The sequence below is a fragment of the Pseudomonas sp. KNUC1026 genome, from assembly GCF_021650705.1.
Taxonomy (GTDB): domain Bacteria; phylum Pseudomonadota; class Gammaproteobacteria; order Pseudomonadales; family Pseudomonadaceae; genus Aquipseudomonas.
The window spans coordinates 4,777,027-4,802,074 of record NZ_CP087138.1 but is presented as its reverse complement, the minus strand read 5'-3'; the positions used below and the strand labels follow the sequence as shown (position 1 = coordinate 4,802,074).

16 protein-coding genes and 2 pseudogenes are annotated in these 25,048 nt (G+C 64.5%); 2 read left to right on the top strand and 16 right to left on the bottom strand.

Annotated features, from left to right (window positions below):
* Nucleotides 1-92: 92 nt before the first annotated feature.
* From LN139_RS22575 to treP, 12 genes and pseudogenes are all read right to left on the bottom strand, one after another.
* Complete coding sequence (locus LN139_RS22575) at nt 93-4,328, bottom strand: two-partner secretion domain-containing protein (protein WP_236357133.1); 4,236 nt, start codon at nt 4,326-4,328, stop codon at nt 93-95.
* Nucleotides 4,329-4,358: 30 nt separating this feature from the next.
* Nucleotides 4,359-6,046, bottom strand: a pseudogene (locus LN139_RS22570) (ShlB/FhaC/HecB family hemolysin secretion/activation protein).
* 288 nt (nt 6,047-6,334) lie between these two features.
* The gene (locus LN139_RS22565; protein WP_236357130.1) at nt 6,335-8,305 is read right to left on the bottom strand and encodes an MFS transporter; all 1,971 of its coding nucleotides are present in this window, start codon (nt 8,303-8,305) and stop codon (nt 6,335-6,337) included.
* A gap of 2 nt (nt 8,306-8,307) precedes the next feature.
* Nucleotides 8,308-9,117 carry a hypothetical protein gene (locus LN139_RS22560; protein WP_236357128.1) on the bottom strand — a complete coding sequence of 270 codons (810 nt, stop codon included), beginning with the start codon at nt 9,115-9,117 and terminating at the stop codon, nt 8,308-8,310.
* 12 nt (nt 9,118-9,129) lie between these two features.
* Nucleotides 9,130-9,507, bottom strand: a complete 378-nt coding sequence (locus tag LN139_RS22555) for a hypothetical protein (protein ID WP_236357125.1) — start codon at nt 9,505-9,507, stop codon at nt 9,130-9,132.
* A 29-nt stretch (nt 9,508-9,536) separates the two neighbouring features.
* Nucleotides 9,537-10,568, bottom strand: a complete 1,032-nt coding sequence (locus LN139_RS22550; RefSeq protein ID WP_236357123.1) for a radical SAM protein — start codon at nt 10,566-10,568, stop codon at nt 9,537-9,539.
* Entirely contained in the window at nt 10,568-13,225 is a 2,658-nt protein-coding gene (locus LN139_RS22545; RefSeq protein WP_236357121.1) for a glycosyltransferase, read from the bottom strand. The genes LN139_RS22550 and LN139_RS22545 overlap by 1 nt, the downstream gene beginning before the upstream one ends.
* A gap of 110 nt (nt 13,226-13,335) precedes the next feature.
* Entirely contained in the window at nt 13,336-13,647 is a 312-nt protein-coding gene (locus LN139_RS22540) for a PTS transporter subunit EIIB (protein WP_236357119.1), read from the bottom strand.
* Nucleotides 13,641-16,181, bottom strand: a complete 2,541-nt coding sequence (gene ptsP / locus LN139_RS22535; protein WP_236357117.1) for a phosphoenolpyruvate--protein phosphotransferase — start codon at nt 16,179-16,181, stop codon at nt 13,641-13,643. The genes LN139_RS22540 and ptsP overlap by 7 nt, the downstream gene beginning before the upstream one ends.
* A 50-nt stretch (nt 16,182-16,231) precedes the next feature.
* Nucleotides 16,232-17,443, bottom strand: a complete 1,212-nt coding sequence (locus tag LN139_RS22530) for a maltoporin (protein ID WP_236357115.1) — start codon at nt 17,441-17,443, stop codon at nt 16,232-16,234.
* 139 nt (nt 17,444-17,582) lie between these two features.
* On the bottom strand, nt 17,583-19,235 hold the full coding sequence (gene treC / locus LN139_RS22525; protein ID WP_236357113.1) for an alpha,alpha-phosphotrehalase: 1,653 nt from the start codon (nt 19,233-19,235) through the stop codon (nt 17,583-17,585).
* A 32-nt stretch (nt 19,236-19,267) separates the two neighbouring features.
* Nucleotides 19,268-20,710, bottom strand: a complete 1,443-nt coding sequence (gene treP / locus LN139_RS22520) for a PTS system trehalose-specific EIIBC component (protein ID WP_236357111.1) — start codon at nt 20,708-20,710, stop codon at nt 19,268-19,270.
* 202 nt (nt 20,711-20,912) lie between these two features.
* On the opposite strand from treP, the gene treR reads away from it, so the two are divergent.
* Nucleotides 20,913-21,617, top strand: a complete 705-nt coding sequence (treR, locus tag LN139_RS22515; RefSeq protein ID WP_236357109.1) for a trehalose operon repressor — start codon at nt 20,913-20,915, stop codon at nt 21,615-21,617.
* On the opposite strand, the gene LN139_RS25935 is transcribed toward treR, so the two are convergent.
* Nucleotides 21,614-21,892, bottom strand: a complete 279-nt coding sequence (locus LN139_RS25935) for a helix-turn-helix transcriptional regulator (RefSeq protein ID WP_442964355.1) — start codon at nt 21,890-21,892, stop codon at nt 21,614-21,616. The two genes, treR and LN139_RS25935, sit on opposite strands and share 4 nt — an antisense overlap.
* Here LN139_RS25935 and LN139_RS25930 point away from each other — a divergent pair.
* Nucleotides 21,875-22,030 (top strand): hypothetical protein, encoded by a 156-nt coding sequence (locus LN139_RS25930; protein WP_442964354.1) that lies wholly within the window; start codon nt 21,875-21,877, stop codon nt 22,028-22,030. The two genes, LN139_RS25935 and LN139_RS25930, sit on opposite strands and share 18 nt — an antisense overlap.
* A 125-nt stretch (nt 22,031-22,155) precedes the next feature.
* Here the strand turns inward: LN139_RS25930 and LN139_RS25925 are convergent.
* The 3 genes and pseudogenes from LN139_RS25925 to LN139_RS22500 form a co-directional block, all read right to left on the bottom strand.
* Nucleotides 22,156-22,288: pseudogene (locus LN139_RS25925) on the bottom strand (AraC family ligand binding domain-containing protein); the annotation flags it as partial.
* Between the two features lie 488 nt (nt 22,289-22,776).
* Complete coding sequence (locus tag LN139_RS22505) at nt 22,777-23,415, bottom strand: peroxiredoxin (protein WP_236357108.1); 639 nt, start codon at nt 23,413-23,415, stop codon at nt 22,777-22,779.
* 170 nt (nt 23,416-23,585) lie between these two features.
* Nucleotides 23,586-24,938: an OprD family outer membrane porin gene (locus LN139_RS22500; protein ID WP_236357107.1), complete on the bottom strand. Its 1,353-nt coding sequence runs from the start codon at nt 24,936-24,938 to the stop codon at nt 23,586-23,588.
* Nucleotides 24,939-25,048: the final 110 nt, after the last annotated feature.

The window sequence follows — 25,048 nt, the reverse complement described above, 5'->3', positions numbered from 1 at the left end:
AAGGCCGCTGTTGGCCAGGCTGCCGTTGGCCAGGGCGTTGAGCGTGCTGCCGGCTTTGAACGTGCCGGCGTTGGCGAGGTTGCCACCGCTGATCAGGGCCATATCACTGCCCTGGATAAGAGCACCGAGGGGCGCAGGCGGCCTTCGGCCTGGGCCAGGTAGAGCACTGGCACCAGCACGTGCTGGCCATTCACGACCTGGTCTTCCATCCACACGATGTCGTGCGTCAGCGCCGCGACCTGCTCGGAGGTCAGGCTCACGCCTACGCTCAAATCGAGCGCCGCCTTGCTCGCGATGGCGTTGTCCATCAGGTACTTGAACTGCGCTTCGTCGCTGGCCATGCCGTCGATGAAGCGCTGGCCGGTGCGGGCAATCACAGCCTGTTGCACCAGGCGTTGCTCGTACAAACCGTCGCCCAGGCGCTTCCAGTTGCTGTCGGGGTTGTAGCCGAGCAGGCCGAGCAGGTAGTCGGAGCTCATGAACTGGCGCAGGTCGGTGAGCGCGGGGTTGGTCTCGATCAGGTAGCGATGCGGGATGTTCGGGTTGGCTGCGGTGGTGACGCTACCCGCGCCGGCGGGCGCCTGATTGCCAGCGGCCTGGTCGCTCAGGTGGAACAGGCCGTTCCCGCTGCCGGGCAGGCTGAAGCCAGGCAGCGTGGTGGGGTTCACCTGCTGCTGGGCAAGGTCTGGGGGCAGCTGGCTGTTCACGGCAACCTGCACACCGTAAACACCTGCGGGGTTGTGGGTGCCAGTCGGTGTACCGGGGCTGACGAACAGGTAGCCCGGTTTCACTACGCTGTTGTCGATGCCATTGCTGGCCTGCACGTCGACTCGGCCGGCGGCCTGGATGACTGCCCCGTAGGTTTGCGCGTCGTGGCTCAGTTCACTGCTGGTTTTGTAATTGAAGTACTCGCCTTCGTAGTAAAAACCTGCCAGGCCTTGGGCATAGCCGCTGCTGTCGTTCGGGTCGAACGCGCTGCCATTCTCGGAATAGCGATCATTGAACGCCTGGGCCTGGGCGCTGGCTGCGCCGTAGGAGGTCTTGCGGCCGCTGCGCACGATGCGCGAGGTCAGCGTTTCGCCGGTCACCACACCCTGGTTGTTGAACGCCCCGACGCGTGCAATGAAATCGCCACCGGTGGCAACGGAGCTGCTGCTGTTGGTGAACGTATCGGCCTGAATGCCCATGCTGCCACCGGCAGTCATGCTCGAAGCGGCACTGGCCTCACTGACGGTCTGGCGATCGTACTGGTCGATGCGCCATACGTGCTCCCGGCGGCTGCCGCTGCAGTCCAGGCCGCCAGGATAGTTGCAGTCGATCTCGGTAATCAGGCCTTTCCACGGGCGTGACGGGTCGACGGCGAGCACCGTGCGCTCGTTGCGGACAGTATCTGCAGCCAAGGCCATGGCACCGTCGCTGGTGAGGTTGCCCGACTGGTTGAGTATCAGGCTGGCGCGCGTGCCGCTGGCGTCCCGGGCGATCAACAGATCACCGAGGCTGTAGACGTCCGCCTCGTGGTTGGTAAAGGTATCGGCCAGCAGTTGCATGTTGCCGCCGCTGGTGAGCAGGCCTTTGTCGTTGGTGATGCCACTGGCGGTGAGGCTGAGCGTGTCGTTGGCGGCCAAGGTGCCTTGGTTGAGCACGCTGCCTGCGCCGAGGTTCAGGCCGGCGCCGCTGATGAGCCGGCCGGCGTTGGTGAAGCTACGGCTGAGGTCGAGGCTGAATGCGCCATTGCTGGCGAGGGTGCCCGCGTTGGCCCAGTCGTCGCCACTACCTGTGAATGTGCCGCTGGCAATCAGCTTGCCAGTGGTTGCCTGGGTGAGCCGCTTCACGCGAACCGTCAGGTCACGGGCCTGCAGGGCACTGCTGTTGCTCCATTGATCGGCTTCGATCAGCAGGCTGCCATTGGTTGCAAGCGTGCCGCCGGCATCCTGAAGCAACGCTGCGCTCAGGCCGAAGGCACCGCCGCCCAGATGCAGTACCTTGCCACCGTCGTTGCTCAGCCCTGCGGCGGTTACTTCCAGCCGATTCGCGGCTGTTTCAAGGTTGCCGTTCTGGTTGTTCAGTGCACCGGCGAGGCTGAAACGGCTGACACTGCTGGTGCCATCGCCCAGGGCCCGCAATTGGCCGTTTGCGTTGTCCAGGCCTGCGGCTGCAAGGTCCAGGTTGCCGGCGCTTTCCACTACACCGCTGTGGTTGTCGAAGGTGCCGGTCAGTTGAGTGTCGATGTCGTGCGCAGCGACCTGGCCGTGGTTGGCAAAGCTGTCGCCGACGATTTTCAGCAAGCCTTGCGCCGCCAGTGTGCCGGTGCCGTTGTCGAACGCCCCGACGGTGACCAGCGCCGCACCACTGCGAGCGATGAGGTTGCCGCCCTGGTTGTGGGCGGTGGTGCCGGTGAGGCTAAGGGTTTCGCCTTGGGCCGTACCGCCCTGGTTGGCCAACTCCCCCGCCTCGATGCCAACACCGGCGCTCTGGCTGTAGAGCAGGCCGCCGCGATTATTCAACTGGCCTGCAATCAACAGGCTCAGCAAGCCGGCACTGGCTACGCTGCCGCCCTGGCTGTTGTCAAAAGAGCCTGCGAGCAGGCCCAGGCTGCCAGCGCTTTTGAGGTTGCCGCCCTGGTTGTTCAGGGCATGGCCGCTGCTGTCGATGTTCAGAGAGGTGGCGCTGTAGATGCTGCCGCCGTCGTTCTGGCTATCGCCTGCCAGCCCAAGGGTAACCGGGCCCTGTGCTTCGACAGTGCCACGGCGGTTATCCAGTTGCCGGGCAGTGGCCTCAAGCGTGCCGCCAGCCGCGAGCGCACCCTCTTCGCGGTTGTCCAGCTTGCCTGCGAAGGTGGCGCTGAGGTTGCCTTCACGGCTGGAAACGGTACCGCCCTGGCGATTGTCCAGGTCTTGGCCGCTGAGCGTTACACCCTTGCGGCCAGAAAGCAGCCCGGCCTGGTTGTTCTGGGCCGCAGCGGTGACGGCCAGATTGGCATCGGTGATGACCTGGCCGTTCTGGTTGGAAAAGGTGCCTGCTTCAGCCGTGAGGTTGCCACCTGCCAGCAACTTGCCCTGGCTGTTGTCCAGGGTTGCAGCCTTGGCACGCGCTTGGCCCGTAGCGCTCAGGGCGCCGGTGTTACGCAGCGTGCCGGTGGCTTGGGCATCCAGGTCACGGCTGGCGATCACCTTCCCGCTATTGGCAATCTCCCCCGCCCGCAGCACCACGTCAGCCGTGGCATTACGGCTGTTGTCCGGGTTAACCCCGGCCTCCACCGTGCTGCCGTTGCTCAGCGTGCCGCCAGCGGTGAGGTTGATGTTGCCGGCGGCGGCGAGGGTGCCGCGGTTCACCAGCGCGTTGTCGGCGCGGGCGTTGACGTTGCCTGCGGCATAGGCCGGGCCGTTGAGCTCGACGCTGCGGCCGTGGGCGTCGATATTGCCGCTGGCAGCGGCCTGGGCCACGCTCAGGTGGCCGTTGGCGTCGAGCTGAATGTCGCCAGCACTGGCGGCGAGGTTGCCGTCGAGCTTCACGCCCACACCGGCTTCGGTGCCCACCAGGCGGATGGTGTTGGCGTACATGCCGCCCAGTGCAGAGGCGTCTACCGCAAGCGCTGGGGCATTGCCGTCAGCGGCACGAGCGGTGGCGTTGAGGCTTTCGGCGTCTACATCGTTCTTGCCGGTGACCAGCGCCAGTTTGCGCGCGTGGATCTCGCCGTTGATCTTCGCCGAGCGGGTGATGATCTCGAACTGGTCGATGTTGCTGGCGTCCAGCCCGGTGCCTTCAATGCTCACCTGGCCGCCGTCCACCTGGTAGTGGTCGAGCTTGCCGTTGCCGTCGAGCACCGGCTTGCCGGTGGTGAGGGTGGCGCGCGGGGTGTTGATGAAGCCGCAACCGTTGCAGGTCACGCCGTAGTGGTTGGCGACGATCACCCGCGCGGCTTGCCCGGCCACTTCCGTGTAGCCGTTGAGCTGGCTGGGGCTGCCGCCGTTCACTTCGTTGAGGATGGTGCTGGCGGCGCGGCCTTGCAGGTTGGCGTTGCCGACGATGATGCCGCCCAGCTGGGTGGCCTGCACGTTGCCGGTGGCGTTGTTGAGGATCACCCCTTCCTGGCCGACGTTGTAGGCCTGGTACTGGTTGTGCGACAGGCCGCTGGCGTTGGGCGCGGCGATGTTCACCACCGGCACGCCATTGCCAGCCTGGCCCACCTGGGTGGCGCTGTTGCTCACCACGATGCCGGTGGCGGCCTGCGCCCAGATGGGTTGCCAGAACAGGGCGTTGATCAGCAGCAGTGCAATGCCGCGCGTGGGCAGGCCCCAGAAGGTGGCCTGGCGAGGGAAGGCGTCCATGTCGTTTCCTTTAAAGAGCGCTAAGCGGTGTTACAGGTAAAAGTCGACGCTGAAGTACAGCGGGTGCTCGCGTTTGGGTAGCGCCTCGGGGCGCTCCAGCGAGCGGGCCAAGGTGAGGCTCACGGCCACATGCTGGCCGCGGGCGAACAGCTCGAAAGCGTTGCCGGTGACCCGCCCGCTGGCGCCGCTGTTGTAGCGGCCGTGCTCGATCACGCCCTGGTCGTAGCCGATGCCGGCGCCGTACTGCTGGAACAGCGGCTGCAACGCAGGCTGGGTGACCGGGCGTACCCAACGCAGGTCGTTGCGCCAGTAACCGCCGGTGTCGCCGGTCAGGTACTGGTCTTTGAGGCCGCGCACCGAGGCCTGGCCGCCCAGGCTCATGCGCTGCGGGCTGTATAGGGCGTCTTCGCTGTGCTGCCAGGTGCCGAGGCTGGTGAATTGCAGGCGTTCGCCGAACAGGTCGAAGCCTTGCAGGTAGCTCAGGGTGCCGGTGTATTTGTTGTAGCGCGCGGTGGGCACGCCCGGGCCGGGGTCGCCTTCACCCTGGGCGTCGAAGGCGCCGATGCCGTGCTGCCAACCAAGGTCAAGGTTGACGAACGCGGTGCCGATGCGCCGGCCGTGGTTGAAGCCGAACTGCGCCTCGGTGATGCGGTTGCTGCTCAGGTTCAGGCGCGTGTCGTCGATGTAGCTGTTGGCGCGCAGCACCGAAAGCCCGGTGCTGAGGGACGTCTTGCTGAGGGCATCGCGGTGAATCACACGCTCGGCACGGGCGCTGTGGGTCTGGCTGTCGCCGGTCTGGGCAAAGGTCTGGCCCTGGGCATTAATGTTGGAGCGGTAGTCGCTCTGGCTGTAGTTGTAGTCGAAGGTCCACCAGCCCCAAGGCACGCTGTAGTCGATGCTGCCGTTCCTGGAGGTGCGGGTGTGGTCGCTTACCGCATCATGGCCGCCGCGCAGGCGCAGTTGATCGGCAAGGCCAAGCGGGTTGTCCCACTCCAGGCCCGCGCCCCACTGCTGCTCACCGGTGCTGCGCTGGCCGTTGTTGTTGCGTGACAGCGAAGCGCGCCAGGGCTTGGCCGGAGTGTTCTTGACCTGTACCTGGCTACCACCGACCTGCTCGCCGGGCAGCAGGTCCATCTGCACCTGGTTGGAGGGCAGGCGGTTGAGCTGGTCGACCATCTGCTCGATCTCGCGCAGGTTCAGCGGCTCGCCCTCGTGGCCGGGGAAGGCCATGCCCACTTCACGTGGCGAGAGCTGGCTGCCCTGGGCCGGGGCCACGCCTTCCAGATTGCCTTCGACCACTTGCACACGCAGCACGCCGCTGCCCAGATCTTGCTGGGCAGGTAGGCGCGGCTGGTCACGTAGCCGCGGGCGATGTATTCGCCGGTGATGGCCTTGAGGAGGTCGTTGAGTTGCGGCACGCCTACGCATTGGCCTTCGTACGACGCGACCAGGCGGCGTTGGGTAGCCAGCGGCAGCAGCGTGATGCCTTCGAACTGTACACCCTCGATGGTGAAGCAACGGGCAGGCGCATCGCTTGGCGCAGCGGGTGCGGCTTTTTTTTCGCCGGGCAGGTTGCGCAGGTCGTCGAGGCGGCGTTGCTGGTCGTCAAGCAGGCGCTGCTGGCGTTCGAGCAGCAGGTCTTGTTCGCCGGGAGTGGGGGCGGCGTGGGCGGCCAGGCTGGCGAGCAGGCAGGCGGCGGCTACTACGAGGTGTTTCATTTTACTTCCATGTAATGTTAAAGCGTCATCATTTGAGCGGGCGGCATTTTAGAGGCTCGTCCTTCGGAGGCCCAGCCCGTTCGTCAGGTGTTTCAGTGTGGATACATTTGCCGCATCGCCTAATTGAGAACCGGCGCACAATCCCCGCCGTTGAGCGGCCGGTTCGCAGGCTCGCGCCGGGCCAGGCGTATCAGGTGAGGGAGGGATTGATGCAAGGCGGGGAAGCCGGCCGCAATGGCGGGCCGTAACAGTCAAGGAAGGGGCATTGCACCCCTTCCGCTGAGCTGCTCAGGAATCGGCGCTGCCGGCCACGCTGATGTAGTCGGTATACAACTGCGGCGCTCCGGAGAACGAGGCCAGCTCACGCCACTCGTCGTTCATGCGCTCGGCATCCTGGTGAGCCTCGACGAAGGCCAAGGCCTTGGGCGTGGAAACGTCCAGCTCTGGGTGGAAGGCATTGAGCGATTCCAGGCTTTCGATTTCCAGCATCACCAGGTACTGGTCCAGGCGGCTGCCACCCTGGCACTTGAGCATGTGGAATTTCCAGCCAGGGTAGTCGGCGATGCGGTGGATGTTGCTGGTGATGAAGTGCTCGAAGGTCTCGGGGGTGACGCCCGGTTGCAGCGCCAGGTTGTGCAGGCCCACTACCCGCGCCACCGGGGGCTGGCCGCGCCTGGCCTGGTAGTTGGGGCCGTCGGCCAAGGTGCTGGCGGCGTTCTCGGCCACCTGGGTGTAGTAGGAGAAGATGGTCGGGCGCTCGGCGAAGGTGCAGAAGCGTTTCCACTGCGCGATCAGCTCGGTGGCCTGCGGCCTTGCCTGCCAGAATTGCCGGGCCATTAGGGTCGGGTCGCCCTGGGCGTCGATGTACTGCCCGTAGGCCTCGGCGCTGGGGGCCTGTTGCAGCATCAGGTACTGGTTCTGCCGCTCCCCGCGCAGGCCCTTGAGCAGCGTCCAGCGCCAGCCCGGGTACGCCGGAATGGCCGTGCCCTGCTCGCGGGCGAACTGTTCGAAGTCATCGGCGGTAACGCCTTTTTTCAGGTTCAGGCCCACGTAGTGCAGGCTGAAAACCGGGGAAGGAGTGTTCATGAAAGCTCCATGGCCTGTGTGCGAGGAAAGGAAATGAATCGGCTGCTGGCACACACCAGCAGCAGGATCACCACGCCGGCGCTGAAGGCGGCGGGCAAGCCGATGTGGCGGGCCACCATGCCGATCAGCGCCGGGCCGCTGAGCAGGCCGGTGTAGCCGACCAGGGTGACCGCCGCCAGGGCCGTGCTCGAAGGCAAGCCGGGGTGGTTGCCGGCGCTGCTGAACAGCACCGGCACGATATTGGCCAGGCCCACGCCGGCCAGGGCGAAACCGGCCAGGGCTAGCCCGGGCTCGGCGAACGACACGATCACCAACAGCCCTGCTGCCGCGCAGCCAGCGCCCAGGCCCAACGCCAGGGCCCGGCCGAGCCGGTTCACCAGGCGGTCGCCCCGAGAGCCTGGCCAGCGCCACGGCAGTGGCGTAGAGCGTAAAGCCAAGGCCCGCGCGGTCCGTGGCCAGGCCATGCTGGCTGTGCAGCAGCACGGCAGACCAATCAAGCATGGCGCCTTCGATCATGAAGATGAAAAAGCACAGCCCGGCGATGAACAGCAGCCCCGGCCGGGCCAGTGCCTGCCAGGCTCCGCCAGCCGTGCCGCTGTCACCAGGGCGCACGCCCAGCAGCGCGCCACGGGCCGGTATGCCGATCGCCGCGATCACGGCCACCACCACACCCACCGCCAAGGAGGGCCCGGCACCAGCGGCGAGCAACAGGCTCACGCCCCCTGCCCCGGCGACACTGCCCAGGCTGTAGAAGCCGTGAAAGCCCGACATCCGCGCCTGCCCGCTTTCTCGCTCGACGAGCACCGCCTGGGCGTTCATCGTCACATCGAGCAAGCCGTTGGCGGCGCCGAACAGCAGCAGGACCACGCCCATCTCCACCGGCGAGCGTGCCAGCATCATCAGCGGGAGCACCGCGCAGAACGCCACGGCGCAAGCGAGGATCAACACCCGGCAGCCGAAACGGGCGATGGCTCGCCCGGCCAGCGGCATCGCCAGCATGGAGCCGGCGGCGATGCAGAACAGCAACAGCCCCAGGGTGCCTTCGTCGATGCCCAGGCGCGCCTTGGCGTAGGGGATCAACGGCGCCCAGGCGGCCATGGCCAGCCCGGCGACGAAGAACACCCCGCGTGTGGCGTGCTGCTGGCGAAGGTTGGAAACAACCGGCCGGTCCATGCTCATCCCCCTTGGCTCTGCGCTACGGCCAGGTAATCGGTGTAGAGCTGGGGCGAGCCGGAGAACGACGCCAGCTGCTTCCACTCTTCGTACATCTGCTTGGTGTCGCGGTTCGCCTGGGCGAACACCGCCGCCTTGTCGGTGGCGATGTCCGGCTCGGGGTAGAACGCATCCAGCGCCTCCAGGTTGGCGATTTCCATCAGCACCACGTAAGGGTCCAGGCGGTTGCCCCGCTCCCCCTTTAGCAGCCGGAACTTCCAGTCCGGGTAGTCGACGATGCGGTGGTGGTTCTCGGTGATGAAGGTTTCGAAGGTGTGCGGCTGCACATCGGCGCGCAGGGCGATGGTGTGGATGCCGATCACCCGCGCCAGCGGCGCCTGGCCGGGCCGCTCCTGGTAGCGCGGCCCTGGCGGCACGGTGCTGTGGATGTTTTCGGCCAGCAGCCGGTAGTCGGTGAAAAGGGTCGGCAGCTCGCTGAAGGTGGCGTAGCGCTTCCACTGCTCGATCAGCGGCCGCGCATGGGCATGTTCTTGCCAGAAGTGCCGGGCCAGCGGCGTCTGGTTGCCATCGGCCGCCACATAGCGGTCGCGCTGGGCGGCGTTGGCGATTTCGAACAGCATCAGGTACTGCCCGGTGCGCTCGGCACGCAGGCCGCGCAGCAGCGTCCAGCTCCAGCCAGGGTAGCAGGGGATCTTCACCCCCTGCTCGCGCACGAAGGTTTCGAACTGCTCCGGCGTGACACCGGCCTCGGTGTCGATGGCGATGTAATAGAAGCTGAAAACCGGCGAGCCGGCGTTGTCGTCATGTGTCATCGGCTTTGGTCCTCAGGCCTGCGCGGCAGCGAATTGGGTGTTGATCACGGCCTCGACCAAGGTCACGCCATTGGGCGTGAGCTGCACCTGGTCGCTTTCCACGCACACCAGTTGCTTGGCCTGCAGCCCTTGCAGGGCCTGGCTGATGATCGGGTTGTCGTGGTAGCTGCGGCCCTCGAAGCGCCGGCGGAACACCTGGTCGTCTACCGGAATGAGCGTGGAGAGCGCCATTTTGAAGGCGTTGACCTCTCGGTGCAGCGGCGACACCCCGCGGCTCTGGTCGATGGGCAGGCGGCCCTCGTCCAGCGCCTGTTTGTAGGCGTTGTAGCCGGTGATGTTGATCGCTTCGGCGCGGGTGCATTTGGAGCTGCCGCCCAGCCCGATCGCCACCTCGGGGTACTGGGTGTCGAGGTTGGTGATCAGCCCTTTCCATTTTTCCGGGGTTGGTGCTGTTGATGGAAATACATGGTCGGCCGCTCGTGGTAACGCGGCGCCAGGTATTGCTCGACCAGCTCGCGCATTTGGTACTGCTTGCCCAGGCCGGGGAAGGTCATGTCGCCGATGTTGATCAGCCCCTTGCGCTGCCAGTGGCTCTGCCGCTCGCCCGACACCCCGGTGCGGGTCTTCATGAACTCCTCCATGTGCAGCTTGGCGATCACCACGTGCGACAGGTCCAGCTCCAGGGTTTTCTCCATGTCGTATTTCACATCGTCCACCGCCTGGCCGAGCATGCCGTAGATCAGGTCCACACTCACCCATTCCAGCCCGATCGCCCGGGCGTACTCGATGGTGTCGACGCACTCCTGGGCCGAGTGCATGCGCCCGCAGGCCGAGATGATGCGGTCGTCGAACGACTGCGCGCCGAAGCTGATCTTGGTGAAACCCAGCTCCTTGAGCAGGCTCAGGTACGGTTTGTTGAGCGTGCCCGGCTCACCTTCGAAACGCAGGGTGGCTTCGTCGAAGTTGAAATGGCTGCGGTAGAACGCCATCAGCCGCCGCAGCTCGGCTTCGGGCAACAGCGAGGGGGTGCCGCCGAAGATGTTGAACTCCCCGACCTGCGCATGCGCCAGGGCCGGCACCTTCTGCAACCAGAGGCTGGCTTCCTTGATGTTGTAGTCCACCACATCGGTGAACACTTGCTGCGAAGAAGGCGCCTTGGGGTTGAGGATCACCGTCGGGTACTGGCAGAAGTGGCAACGGTAGCGGCAGGTGGGAATGTAGGCCCAGAGGTGGATCTGCCGGGCCTGGCCGATTTCCTGGTTCATGTCCTGGAAGAACTGGCCCAGCGGGTAGCCTTCGATGTCGCCGGGAAACACGTGGCAGCCGAACGGGTCGTTGTACACGTAGTCGAGCATCGCGCTGTTGGCAGGGTCGGCGAGAAAGTCATACACCCGTGGCACCGGGTAGTTCGGGTCCAGATCGTTGAGCGAGCCGAGCGCTTGCGCATTCATCAGAACACCCCTCCATTGGCAAAGTAGTTGTGGGCTTCGCCCGATTCGCGGTCTTCGCAGAAGTAGTAGGCGAACCGTGAGAAGTCTTCGGGCGCCACGCCTTCGAAGCAGGCCGGCAGCGGCGGCGGGTAGCCGATGTCATCGCCCACGGCGCGGCGCAGCGCACTGAACAGCTCGTCGCGGAACTCGAAATACAGGCGGTAGGCGGGGGTCTTGTAGGCGTGGATCGGTTTGAAGTCGATGACCCGGGTTTCGTGCTCGATTTGAGCGATCCGCTCGTAGAGGCGGTCGGCCACAGGCCCGTGGAAAAAGGCGCGGATCTCCTCGCGCTCCAGCAGCCACTGCGGGTTGAGCAGCACCGGCAGCACGATGTTCTTGGGTACGTAGTCCTTGATCGAGTAGTCCCAGGCCTGCCGCGATTGCTCGGCACTGGTGTCGCAGAAGCCCGGCCCGCGTTGCTGGCCGGGGCGCACGTCCTTCATCACGATGATGCCGTCGCGCCCATAGGCATTGCCGGTGATCACCTCGTCGAGCAGGGTGTCGACCCGGCGGCTGTTGATCTCCACCCGCGAGCCGTGGGCGTACACCGGCTTGCCGCCCCAGGCGATCACGCGGATGCCGAAGTCCCAGTCATCGGAGAGGTGCTCGACGAAGCGGCCTTGGTCGAGCTGGTAGAAGATCTCGATGCCACCCACTCGCTCGTACAGCTCCCGCTCCACGGCGAAACCCTTGCCATCGGGGAAGCCGCCGAACAGCGAGAACGACATCCCCCGGCAACGCAGGGTCTTCTGGATTTCATTGAACAGATTGGGCCGCTCGGCGAAGGCGGCGGGGTCGTAGTAGTAGTTGCAGGTGCCCAGGTCTGCCTGCTCGGCCATCATTTTCTCGATCAGCGCATGCAGCCAGTAGGAGTCGACGGTGCAATCGGCGTCGGCAGAGGCGATGTAGTGCCGCCGGTGGGTGCCCAGCGCCAGGTCACGGGCGCGTGAGCGGATGGCGGCGTAGTCCATGCCGCACTTGCGCGCCGACGACACCCCCTGCGTGGTCTCGCGGATGACATGAATATCCAGCGACGGGTGCTCGGCCTTGAACGCCTCCACCTTGGCGACCGAATCATCGGTGGAGTTGTTGTCGACGATGATCAGTTCATAGCTGGCATGCGTCATCAGCCCATTGTGGGTTTGCTGCTGATACAGCGAACGCAGCACGGCGTCGATGCGGTCACTTTCGTTGTAGACCGGCAATACCACCGATACAAAAACCTGTTCACGCATGGTGCCTCCTGCGGCGTTGAAGTCGAGCATTGCAATGAGGTTGTTGGAGAGCGTTCGCTGGCCCAGGGCGAAGTTCTTCTGGGCAATGGCCTGCCGGCGCGGCGGGTCATTCAACAACTGGTAAACCGCTCGAACGAAGGCTTCGTCCGGCAGCCCATCGGCCTCCTGCGAAACGGCCATCACCGGTGCTTCGAAACCATATTGGCCGTACACCTCCTGGTAGTACTCATAGGCGGTGGTGATGTAGCACCGCTGGTGGCTGATCGCTTCGCCCACCGGGTTGCCGTAGCTGTCGTAGCCCCAGGAGGTCAGGAACGACACCAGGTCGCAGGCGTGGTAGAGGTCTTCGATGCGGATCGCTTCGGGGGCATGGCACAGGTCAGCGTGGGGCAAGGAGCCAATGAACTTGATGAACGGCTCCACTTGCAGTTGCACAGCCAGCGCCTGAAGTTGCTGGAAATAGGCCGGCTGCTCCTGAGGGTCGCCCGCGATCACCAGATACACCTTGCGCTGGCTCCCGGCTTCGGCGAACAGCCGGTTCAGCCGCGCCACCAGGTGAATGTCGCGGTCCTGGCGCTTCTGCTCGATGATCCGGGTGGTGCGGGCGATGAGCAGGTCGCTGTCGCGAATGTCTAGCTGCGGGCGCAGGCTGCGGCCGCTGCGCTGGCCACCGAAGTCGTAGGTATTCTTGCGCACCTGCACTTGCACCGCCTGATCGCACCAGGCCTCGAGCTTGTGCTTGAGGTGCTGGTTGAGCGTCACATAGGTGATATAGGGCGAGGGCACCGGCTTGACGGCATGCGGGTAGGGCTCCGGGCCGTATTTCAGAGCACCCTGCTCGCTGTTCCACATCAGGTCGTGATCGCGCCAGATCACGAAGTTGCCCAAGCCCTGGCGCGCACCGTGGATGTCGATCGCCAGGTACAGCGCCCGGGTGTAGATGATGTTTTCCGGCAGGGTGCCGTTTTCGACGATCAGGTAGCGGATATTGAGCCGCTGCCACAACTGCACCATGCGCACGGCCAGCGCCTGGGCGCTTTCGTTGACGGCCTCGAGCAGGCGCTGTCGCTCTTGCTCGGAAACGGCTTTGCGTTGCCTGATCAACACCTCGTTCACCTGCTCGATGAACGCGGCGCTGTAGTGGGGAAGCGTATCGACGTCTTCGACGCGCACCAGCGTGAAGACGTTTCGGTACAGCGCGTTTTCCTCCTCGTAGGGTTTATTGAAGTTGCCTTTGTCGACCTTGATGTCGTAACCCAGGTCCAGGTAACAAGTTACGCCTTTGGGTTCCAGGCTTTTGGCAGTTTTCAACGCTTCGACAGTAATACCGGAAACAGCGACAGCATCGAACGAAATGAACAAAGCGCCAGCATGCATACTCATGACCTCTACACAGTAGAAAGTTTCTGACTATCACGCAGTTGGCCAACTTCGATGCGAGGGCGGTGGTTCCGCCCCGGATCTGGTCAATAGGTATAGAAATGGACGAAGGATCAGTGCGCGGCAGCCGCCGCGGTGGGGACAGGGGAAAGCAGGTGGACCACCCCTTCGGCGAGCACCATCACGCTGGCGATACCCGCCGCCTGCAAGGCCGGCGGGTCCAGCTGGCTGGCGTCGCGCAGTTGCACCCGCAGCCGGGTGACGGCCACGCGCTGTTGCGAGGCCAGGTTCGCCGCACCGCCCAGCGCCTTCAGCACGGCCACCGGCAGCTCGGGATCGGCGGCAGCCGCCACGGGCCCAGGCCCGTCGGGTACCAGGTCCGGGGTGAGCGCTTTCCAGAACGCAGTTTGCAGCTTCCTTAACATACTCGACTCTCCATTACGTGAGAAACGACTCGCGCAGCCTGCGCTTGCCCGCGCAAGGCCTCGCGTACCTGCTCGGCGCTATCCAGGCCCAGCACCTGCTGGGCAAGGGCCTGGCAGCGGCTCAATTCGACTTCACGGATCGCCTGCTTGACCGCAGGAATCAGCGGCACGCTGACCGACAGCTCGTCCACCCCAAGCCCCAGCAACACCGGCACCGCCAGGGTTTCCGACGCCAGCGCGCCGCACACGCCCACCCACTTGCCATGGGCGTGGGCAGCCTCCACGGTACGCGCGACCAGCCGCAGCACGGCCGGATGAAGGCTGTCGGCCTGGCTGGCCAGGCGCGGATGGTCGCGGTCCATCGCCAGGGTGTACTGGGTCAGGTCGTTGGTGCCGATCGAAAAGAAGTCCACTTCCGGGGCGAAACGGTCGGCCATCAGCGCCGCAGACGGCACCTCCACCATGATCCCCAGCTTGGGCAGTGCCTGCAGCCCGGCTGCGCGGGCCTCTTCTTCGAGCACCTGCCGCGCCTGGCGCAGTTCGGAGAGCTGGCTGACCATCGGCAGCATGATGTGCAGCCGCGCAAGGCCGGCGCTGGCCAGGATGGCGCGCAGCTGCTCACGCAACAGATCCGGGCGCTCCAGGCACAAGCGGATGCCGCGCATGCCCAGGAACGGGTTGGCCTCGCTGTCCATGGGCAGGTAGGCCAGGGGCTTGTCGCCGCCCACATCCAGGGTGCGCACCACCAGGTTGTGCGATGGCCCTACCGCGCGAGCGATGGCGGCGTAGGCCGCGGCTTGCTCGTCCGGGGTGGGAGCGCTGGCACGCTCGTGGTAGAGGAATTCCGAGCGCAGCAGCCCGACACCCTCCCCGCCCAGCGCCATGGCATGTTCGGTTTCCAGCACCGACGCCACATTGGCCGTGACTTCGAAACGGTGGCCATCGCGGGTGCTGGCCGCCAAGGGCGCCTGCGCCAGCTCGTGGGCCTGGCGCTGCTGCTGCTCTTGGCGCCTGGCCTGGAACTGCTGCACTACGGCCGCCGGGGGGTCGACCCGCAGCTCACCCAGGTCGGCGTCCAGCAGCACGGCGGCGCCGCTTGGTAGCTCCAGCACTGCCTTGGGTAGCCCGCACAATGCCGGGATGCCCAGCGCTCGCGCCAGAATCGCCACATGGCTGGTGGCGCCGCCGGCCACCGTGGCGAAGCCCAGCACCTTGCGGGTATCCAGCGCGGCCGTCTGGGAGGGCGTGAGCTGATCGGCGATCAGGATGGCCTGGTCGGGCAGGGCCAAGCCGTTGTCCTGCACGCCCAGCAGGCACTTGAGCACGCGCTGGCCAACGTCTTGCAGGTCCAGCGCGCGCTCGGCCATGAAGGTGTTGCCACCGGCCTTGAACAACGCTGCGGTGGCCTCGGTCACCTCGCGCCAGGCGAAGGCGGCGCTCTTGCCCTGGCCGATCAGCGCGTGCGCCTGCTCGACCAGGCTGGGGTCGTCCAGCAATTGCTGGTGCGCCTTGAAGATCTGCGCCTGAGCCTCGTTACCGGCGCTGTCTTGCAATGCCTGCAAGGCCTGCATCGCCTCGGCAAGCGCACGGGCCAGGCTGGCTCGCTCGGCGGCCGGGTCGGCAGCTGTTTCCGGCAGATCCAAGGACCGCTCGCTCACTTGCACCACCTGGCCGAAGGCTGCACCGGGCGAGGCACAGACCCCGCGCAGCTGCCCAGGTTCGCCGGGTGCCGCCGGGGCAGCACTGGGCGCGGCGGCGGCAGGCGCGACGGCCTCACCGCTACCCTCCGCCAGCAACGTGCTCAATGCCGCCAGCGCCGCCTGCGCGTCCGGGCCTGCGGCGCTGATGCGCAGCGCATCGCCCTGGCGAGTATGCAGCGCCATGATCTCCACCAGGGATTTGGCGTTGGCGCTGCCCTGCTCGGTATACAGGCGGATGCGCGCCTCGAACCTCTTGGCAGCCTGGGCGAAGGTTCCCGCTGGGCGTGCATGCAGGCCGTTGGCGTTGGGCAGCGGAATCGCTGCGGAAAACACCGCTTCCTCCGCGCCCTGCTCGGCGAGGGGGGCCTGGTCGCCAGCACCGACTTGCAGCAGAGGCTGCAAGGCCTCGACCTGCCCTTCGCTGGCCAGCGCCTTGAAAGGCTGGCCGCTGGCAACCAGCATCAGCGTCATCAGGCTGCGTGCATGCAGGGCGATATAGTCGGCATCGAAGCGGATCAGCGGCTGCCCCGCTTCCACCCTTTGCCCCTGCTCGACCTGGGCGGCGAAGCCCTCGCCGGCCAGGTTCACGGTGTCCAGGCCAATGTGCAGCAGCACCTGCACGCCCTGGTCGTTGGTGAGGGTGAGGGCATGGCCGCTGCGCTGCAGGTCACTGACGACGCCGGCCATGGGCGCGCAGAGGGTTTCGCCGGTCGGGTCGATGCACAGGCCATCACCGATCACCCGCTCAGCGAAGACCGGGTCAGGGACATCGCTTAGAGGGATCAGCACCCCAGGCAGCGGTGCCATCAGTTGCAAGGGTCGAGGGTCGGTCATGGTTTCACCTGTGTTGTTGTTCTTCGACGGGCCAAGGGGGGCACCTTCGTTCATTTCCACCAGTACTCAACCTGCACACCGGCATTGGCCCCATGCAGTGCCGTGCCGAACGCGCCGGTGTCCGACAGCGCCGAGCCGGCGGCCAGTTCGTTGGCTGCCCGTTGGGCCGCTGCGTTCCAGCTAGCGTAGGTGTAGTACAGGCGCACCTCCGGCCGGGTCCAGAAGCCGGGGCCCTTGGGCGACCAGGTGGGGGCGAAGGTGGCCTTGCTGAGCTTGCGTGTGCCGCCGGGGGCATCGACCTGATCGTGGCCGAGCTCGGCGACCAGCTTGAACTGCTCGGTGATCGCATATGCCGGCCGGATGCCTACGGAGATCCAGGTCTGGTCGCTGCCGTCCGGGCGGATATCCTTCTGGTACACCGCCTCGAACTGGCCGCCGAAACGTGGCGTGACTTGCCAATCGAAAAACTCCACTACCCGATAGCTCTTGTTGCTGTCATCCAGCGCAGTGTCGCCGGTGTAGCCTAGCCCGGTGCCTGGGCCTTCGCCGTATTGCAAGGCCAATTTGTTCTTGCCGCCGAGAAAGTCCTGCTGCACGTGCTGGGCCGTGACCGCCCAGCCGGCGTGGGCATTGCGGCGGCTGGGCTTGTCGAGGTAGCTCAGGCCCAGCTCCAGCTCACCGCCGGGGTTGGTCTGGAAACCGCCGACGTTGAAATCCTGCCGGGTCACGTAGTCTTTCTGGTAGAGGTTGTCCTTGCGGGAAAACGCGTAGCTGTATTTCAGGCCGCCGATCTTAACGTCTTCGACCCCGGCGCCCGTGGCGCTCTGGTTCCAGTAGTAGAAGTCGGAGATATGGATATCGTTACGCTTGTAGTAGCGGCGGCCGGCCCACACCGACCCGCCATTGAGGCTGGGCAGGTTCGACCATTGCGCATAGGCCTGGGGCAGGCGCACGGTGCCGTTGTCGCCCTGGAAGGTCAGGGCCTGGCCGTAGCGGTTGTGCAGCGACGCCATGCCGTCGATGCTCAGTACCGAGCCATCGTCGAAGGTCGCCAGCGCCTGGCGCAGTTCCAGCTCGGCATACTGCTCGCACTCGTTGCCCAGGCGGTACTTGCTCTGGGCACCGGGCAGCGCGAAGCATGACTGCGTGTGGTTGTTGTCGGTACTGCCCAGGCCGCTGCGCAGGTAGCCGGCGAAATCCAGCGCCTGCGCCGAGAACGGCAAGGTCAGGTAAACGCACGAAGCGGCCAGCTTGAACGTCATCTTTGTTTTCAAAATCCACCCCTGTCTTTTTATTGTTGTAAAAGGTCTTGCGGGCCCAGCGCCCCTCTGCGGCAAACCCCCGCCGCAGAGGGGCCCAACGCCACGGCAGCCGCTTGGCTACCCGGTGCGATAGCAGGTGTCAGCCGTTACCGGCCAGGTGCAGCACGAACGATTCATAGGGTCTGAGCGACAGCCGCCGCTGGCGTTGTTCGCTGCCGGGATAATTGCTGATGAGCAACCGTTGTGACTGGGCGGCTCCGATCACCGGCTCAGGCAGCTCCACTTCACAGGCGCGGCCGTAGAAGTTGCTCACCACCAACAGCCGCTCGCCGCTGCCTTCGCGCAGGTAGGCCCACACCTGGGTATGCTCCGGCAGGAGGTCGCGGTAGATACCGGCCTGCATCAGGGGCGTTTCCCGGCGCAGGGCTATCAAGCGGCGGTAGTGGTGCAGCACAGAGGAAGGGTCGCTGAACTGCTGCTCGACGTTGATGTGCCCGGCGTTGGCCGGCAGGTCGATCCAGGGCGCTGCGGTGCTGAAGCCGGCATTGGGCTCGCCGCTCCACTGCATGGGCGTGCGGGCGTTGTCCCGCGATTTCTGCATGATGGTGGCCATGCACTGGGCGTCGCTCTCGCCTGCCTCGCGCTTGAGCCGATAGATGTTCAGGGTTTCGACGTCGCGGTACTGCTCGATACGGTCGAAGCCTGGGTTGGTCATGCCCAGCTCCTCGCCCTGGTAGATGAACGGGGTGCCCTGCAGAAAATGCAGCGCCGTGCCCAGCATCTTGGCGGCGGCGACGCGGTGCTCGCCATCGTCGCCGAACCGCGACACCACCCGCGGCTGATCGTGGTTGCACCAGAACAACGCATTCCAGCCGCCCCCTGCCTGCATGCCGGTCTGCCACAGCGAGAAGATGCGCTTGAGCTCGATGAAGTCGAAGTCGGCGTACACCCACTTCTGCATGTTGGGGTAGTCCACCTTCAGATGATGGAAATTGAAGGTCATCGACAGCTCTTTCGATGCCGGGTGCGAATAGCGGATGCAATGCTCCAGGCGGGTCGACGACATCTCGCCCACGTTCACCAGGTCATGGCCCTCGAAGACTTCGCGGTGCATCTCCTGCAGGTAGCGGTGCACGTTCGGCCCGTCCGTGTAGAAGCCGCGCCCGTCGGTGGCGTCTTCCGGGAAGTCTGCCGGTTTGGATATCAGGTTGATCACGTCCAGGCGGAAACCGCCAACGCCCTTGTCACGCCAGAAGCGCATCATCTTGAAGACTTCTTCGCGCACTCTGGGGTTGTCCCAGTTCAGGTCGGCCTGGGTGTGATCGAACAGGTGCAGGTAGTACTGGCCGGTTTGGGCTTCGTACTCCCAGGCCGAGCCGCCGAACTTGGATTCCCAGTTGTTGGGCTGGTCGCGCCAGATATAAAAATCGCGATAGGGGTTGTCCAGGCTGCTGCGCGCCTGCTGGAACCAGGCATGCTCGATGGACGTGTGGTTGACCACGATGTCGAGCATCAGCTTGATACCGCGCTTACCGGCTTCGGCGATCAGCAACTCGCAGTCGGCCATGGTGCCGTAGCTGGGGTCGATGGCGTAGTAATCGCTGATGTCGTAGCCGTTGTCGCGCTGCGGCGAGCGCAGGAAGGGCGTCAGCCACAGGCAATCGACACCAAGCCAGTGTAGGTAGTCGAGTTTGTCCACCACACCGAGCAGGTCCCCGGCGGGGTTGCCGGCGTGGCTATGGAAGCTTTTGGGGTAGATCTGGTAGATCACCGAATGCTGCCAGGCTTGCATGGCGCGAATCCTTCAGTGGTTGGAGCCAGGGCTTAGGCCACCCGGTAGCCGGGGCGGATGAGCTTGGCGCTGAGTGCGCAGGTGAGCAGGAAAGGCACGATCATGGCGATGACCATGCCGACTACGAACACCGGGATGTACTGGGGCATGATGGAAATGAAGCCGGGCAGGCCGCCGACACCGATGGCCGAGGCCTGCACCTTGTTCATCGACAGGAAGATGCATGCCATCGAAGAGCCGATCAGGGCGGAGTAGAACGGGTACTTGTAACGCAGGTTGATGCCGAACATCGCAGGCTCGGTGATGCCAAAGTACGCCGAGACTGCGGAGGTGGAAGCCATGCTCTTGTCGCGGGCGTTGCGGGTCATGTAGAACACCGCCGCTGCGGCACTGCCCTGGGCGAGGTTGGACATCACGATCATCGGCCATATGAAGGTGCCGCCCTGGGTGGAGATCAGTTGCAGGTCGACGCCAAGGAACATGTGGTGCATCCCGGTGATCACCAGGGGTGCGAACAGCAGGCCGAAGATGCCGCCGCCTAGCAGCGGTGCCAGGTCGAACAGCGCCACCAGCCCCTCGGTGATCAGGATGCCCAGGTGGCGGGTGACCGGGCCGATCAGGGCCAGGGCCAATACGCCGGTGATCACGATGGTGGTGATAGGCACCACCAGCAGCTGGATGGCGTTGGGCACCCGGGCGCGCAGCCACTTCTCGATCACGCTCATCACGTAGGCGGCCAGCAAAATCGGCAGGATCTGCCCCTGGTAACCCACCTTCTCGATCTTGAACCAGCCGAAAATGTCGAAGTACGGCATGCCCTGCCCGCCCAGGCCGGCTACCACCTTGCCGTAGTTCCAGGCGTTGAGAAGGTCGGGGTGCACCAGCATCAGCCCCAGCACGATGCCGAGGATTTCACTGCCGCCGAAGCGCTTGGCCGCCGACCAGCCCACCAGCGCCGGAAGGAATACGAAGGAGGTGTTGGCCATCAGGTTGATCAGGCTCCACACGCCGTCGAGCGCGGGGTAGGCCTCCAGCAACGTTTGGCCTTCGACGAACATGCCCTTGGCACCGATCAGGTTGTTCACCCCCATCAGCAGGCCAGCGATGATCAACGCCGGCAGGATCGGCATGAAGACATCGGACAGCACCCGCACCAGGCGCTGCACGCCATTGACCTTGGCGGCGCTCTGTTGCTTGAGGTCGGCGATGGTGAGGGCGGCCAAGCCGGTTTGCTCGCGCAGGGCGGCGTAGACTTTTTCGACTTCGCCGGGGCCGATGACCACTTGGAACAGGCCGCCACTGAAGAACGAGCCCTTGACCAGGTCGATCTGGTTCAGGGTGCCGCGGTCTACCTGGTTTGGGTCTTTCAGAGAGAGGCGTAGGCGGGTGACGCAGTGCGCGGCCTGTTCGAGGTTGGCCCTGCCGCCGAGGCTTTGCAGCAACGCGCTGGCGATGTTCGCGTAATCGTGGCTCATGCTTGTGCCCTGCTTTTTTTGTTATTGGGGTGCGTTGCCGCTACCGTGTGCATCCAACATACTCGTCTGTACGAGCTGGCGCAATAACTCGTACAGACGAGTTTGCAACAATAGTTACCACGCGGCCGTCGCAAGGCCATCGACAAACACGCATGCCATCCCTATGGTTCCCCCTTCGCGCACCCGGTACCGAGCCCACTTCATGAGCAAATACAACCAGATCTACAGCGATCTGCTTGCCAGCATCACCACCGAACGCCTGCAGCCAGGCGCTCGCCTGCCCTCCGAAACCGAACTGATGGGCAGCTACCAGACCAGCCGCGGTACGGTGCGCCGTGCCATCGAGCAGTTGCAAGAAAGGGGGTTCGCGCAGAAGGTCCACGGCAAGGGCACCTTCGTGCTCTCGCCCGCGCCGATCGAGTTTCAGCTCGGCGGTATCGTCAGCTTCCAGGAAACCTACCCCCGGCTGGGCAACGACGTGCGCACCGAGGTGGTGGAGTTCAGCCAACTGCCCTTGCAGGGCAGCCTGCTCGAACACATCCAGGCCGAGGAAGGCAGCCTGGTGACCCGCATCAAGCGTGTGCGCCGCATCGACGGCAAACGAGAGATCCTCGACATCAACCACTTCATGGCCGAGCTCATCCCGGGCCTGACGGCCGAGATCGCCGAGCAGTCGATCTACGCCTACATCGAACAGACCCTGCAGCTGCAGATCAGCTATGCCCGCCGCACCATCGAAGCGATGCCCCGCAGCAAGGACGATCAGCGGCACCTGGACCTGGACGGCCAGAGCCATGTGATCGTGGCGAGCAACCAGACCTTTCTGCAGGACGGCCGCCAGTTCGAATACACCGAATCACGGCACACGCTGGACAAGTTCTACTTCTCGGACGTTGCCCGGCGCTAGGGGCGGCACCAGCGAGCCGGCGATATGCCAAAGGCGTTCTTGAAATGCCGGCTCATATGGCTCTGGTCAAAGAAGCCAGCGTCCAGCGCAGCCTCGCTCAGCGGGCGCCCAGACAGGATCGACGCTTTGACACGGTCCAGCCGGCGCATGGTGATGTAGCGGTGGGGGCTGGTCCCGAAGAACACCCAGTAGTCCTTGGACAGGCTCCATTTGTCACGGCCGGTGCATTCGGCCAGGTCTTCCAGGCTCACGGGCAAGTGGAGGTTGTCGTTCATGTATTCGCGCGCCAGGTTCGCCGCCGTGAAGCAGCTGGCGTTGATGGCCGGCCGTTCGCCGCACAGGGTTTGCAGCCGGGTGAACAGCTGGAAAATCGCATCATCCTCGGCCAGCGGGTCGACCGAATCGTCGAGTGAGTGGAGGATGCTGTCGGCAGCGGCCGCCAGTTGCGGGTCGTCGGAGATGCCGCCCTGAGAAAAGGTAGGGGTTTGCCGTGAAGCACCTCCTGCGCAAGCGCTGGGGTGATGTAGAGCATGCGATAGCGAAAGCCCGACTCGCTGCCGGCATGCCCGTCATGCTCTTCATCCGGATGAAGTACCAGCGTGCTGCCAGGCAGGCTGTCGCGCCTCGCCGCGGTAGCGGAAACTCTGCACGCCCGCCAGGGTGCGGCCGATCGCATAGGTGTGGTGCCGATGCGGGTCGAAACCGTGACCACTGAAAAAAGCCTCGAGCTGCGAAAGTGGATGCGGCAGGCCGATTGGCCTGCTGAGCGCCCGAGAAGACCATAAGCGCTTGGCCTCAGGCTTTGCTTGTACGTTCGTGAAAATAGCGGGACATGCACAGCGGCTTTTCGGGGAGGGCGATGGCGCTGATCATGACGAAGGCGTGTGGCTTGCCGGGCCACGCACTGAGCTGCCGAACAGCCGGGTACGCGCTTGAATCAACGGAGGAAAAGACCCGCTCCATCCTCAAACCCTGCGCGTCGCGCGGCACAGCCGCTCTCCTACTCCATTCGGGGGCTGCCCTAGGGTTACGCCTGCGCAGCAAAACCGTAGTCTCACCCGCCAGGCGCAGCACCTCAGCCTGCACAAGGGCGGCTTATCCCGTGACGGGAAGGCAAAAAGGGCCGCTTTCGCGGCCCTGAAATCCCTGCAAGACAGGTTCACTTGTTCGGCTGTGGCGTCAGCCGCAAATAGGGGCGCACGACGCGGTAGCCTTTAGGGAAGCGCTGGCGGATTTCATCTTCGTCCTTGAGCGACGGCACGATCACCACCTCGTCACCGTCCTGCCAGTTGGCGGGGGTGGCCACCTTGTGGCTGTCGGTCAGTTGCAACGAGTCGATCACCCGCAGGATTTCGTTGAAGTTGCGGCCGGTGCTGGCGGGGTAGGTGATGGTCAGGCGCACCTTCTTGTTCGGGTCGATCACGAACAGCGAGCGCACCGTCAGGGTGTCGTTGGCGTTGGGGTGGATCAGGTCATAGAGGTCGGACACCTTGCGGTCGGCATCGGCCAGGATGGGGAAGTTGACCCGGGTGTTCTGGGTGTCGTTGATGTCGTCGATCCACTTCACGTGGGACTCGACCGGGTCAACCGAGAGAGCAATGGCCTTGACGTTACGCTTGGCGAACTCGTCCTTGAGCTTGGCGGTGTAACCCAGCTCGGTGGTGCATACCGGGGTGAAGTCGGCAGGGTGCGAGAACAGCACGCCCCAGCTGTCACCCAGCCATTGGTGGAACTGGATATCGCCTTCACTGGAGGCCTGTTCGAAATCCGGGGCGATGTCGCCGAGTTTGAGTCCCATGGTGCGGTGTCCTCTGAGTGGGAGCGCGTTGGCATGGGTGTACTGTGCTAGATGCAGCGAAAAAATAAAAAGAATAGATAATGTTATTTAAATAACTTTTAGAAATATAAAAACTCGGGCAAAAGAAACCCCGCCGAAGCGGGGTTCCCTTCAACTCACACCCACCTCTGTTACCAGAAGGCGTAGGTGTAGTTCACGTAGAAGCGAGTCTGGTCGATGTTCTGCTGAGTGGCAGCCGGTAGCTCGGTGCGGTAGGTCGCATGGCGAGCCGAGAAGCCCAGGCCCTTGAGGGGGCCGCTCTGCAGGGTGTAGTCCAGGCGGTAATCGCTTTCCCACTCGTCGTAACGCGCGCGAGTCTGGTTGGCGCCAGCGCCACCCAGGCCACGTGCATCGCGGCCGCTGACGTAGGTCCAGGTGGCTTTCAGGCCTGGCACGCCCAGCTTGGCGAAGTCGTAGCTGTAGATACCGAAGGTGGAGTTCTCACCGGCACGGGTGAAGCTGTTGGCCATGATGTCGGTGTACAGGTAGTAGCTGTTACCACCCTCGCCTTCAGGGCGGCGGCGGCCGTCCTGGATGTTGCCGCTGTTGACTGCAGCCATGCCGCCATCGTCGCTCACGCGTTGATGGCCCAGGGTCAGCGAGTGGCCGCCCAGGGTGTAGGTGAACGCTGCCGACCAGGTGTTGTTGTCGACTTCGCCCAGGCCACCGGAGTTGTAGCCGTTGCGGTAGGCGTAACGGCTGTCTTTGCCGTTGGCACCATCGGAGTTGCTGTTGAAGTAGCGCAGGTCGGTCTTGAACGACTGATCAGGTGCGATCTGGAAGACGTGGGTAGCGCCCAGGAAGTTCTGGGTGTAGTAGTCGTCCAGCTTGGCGTAGTAGTACTGCAGGGTCAGGTCTTTGGTGACTTTCCAGTCGGCGCCGCCGAAGCTGAAGCCATCAGAGCCACGAGTACCGCCGCCGCCGATGCCGGCCCAGTTGCTCGAAGCACGGCCGATTTCGCGGTTCAGGCGACCTGCGGTAAAGGTCACGGTGTCCAGCTCTTTGGAAGTCAGGATCGCGCCTTGGTAGGAAGCAGGCAGCAGGCGGCCATCGTTGGCAACCAGGATCGGCAGGTTCGGCGCCAGGGCGTTACCAGCCTTGAGTTCGGTTTTCGAGAACTTGATCTTGCCGTTGGCGCCGATGCGGCTCCAGTTGTGAACCGGAGTACCGTCGCTGTCGACCGGAGTCACGGTGTTGGTGGTAGCCGGGCTCTGGTGATCGATCCCACCGGTGAGGTTAACGCCCACCAGGGCCTGCACGTCCAGGCCAAAGCCTACGGTGCCTTGGGTGTAACCGGACAGGAAGTCGAACTTCAGGCCAGTGACGGTCTGACGCTGATCCGCGCCACCCTGGCGTTGATCTTGTTCGAAATAAAGGCTGCGCGAGCTAACGGACGCTTTGCTGTCATCGATGAAACCGGCGGCGCTTGCCTGCTGGGCCAGCACGCCCATGGCGACAGCGAGTGCCAAGGTAGACTTGTTCACTGGTATTGCTCCTCTTGCTTTCTAGTTTTTGTCTTGCAGTTGTGGGGGGTCTTTGTGCCCCTTGGCGTCGCCTGGCGCTTGTGGCGCCGCCGGTCTCAACGTCCGGTTAA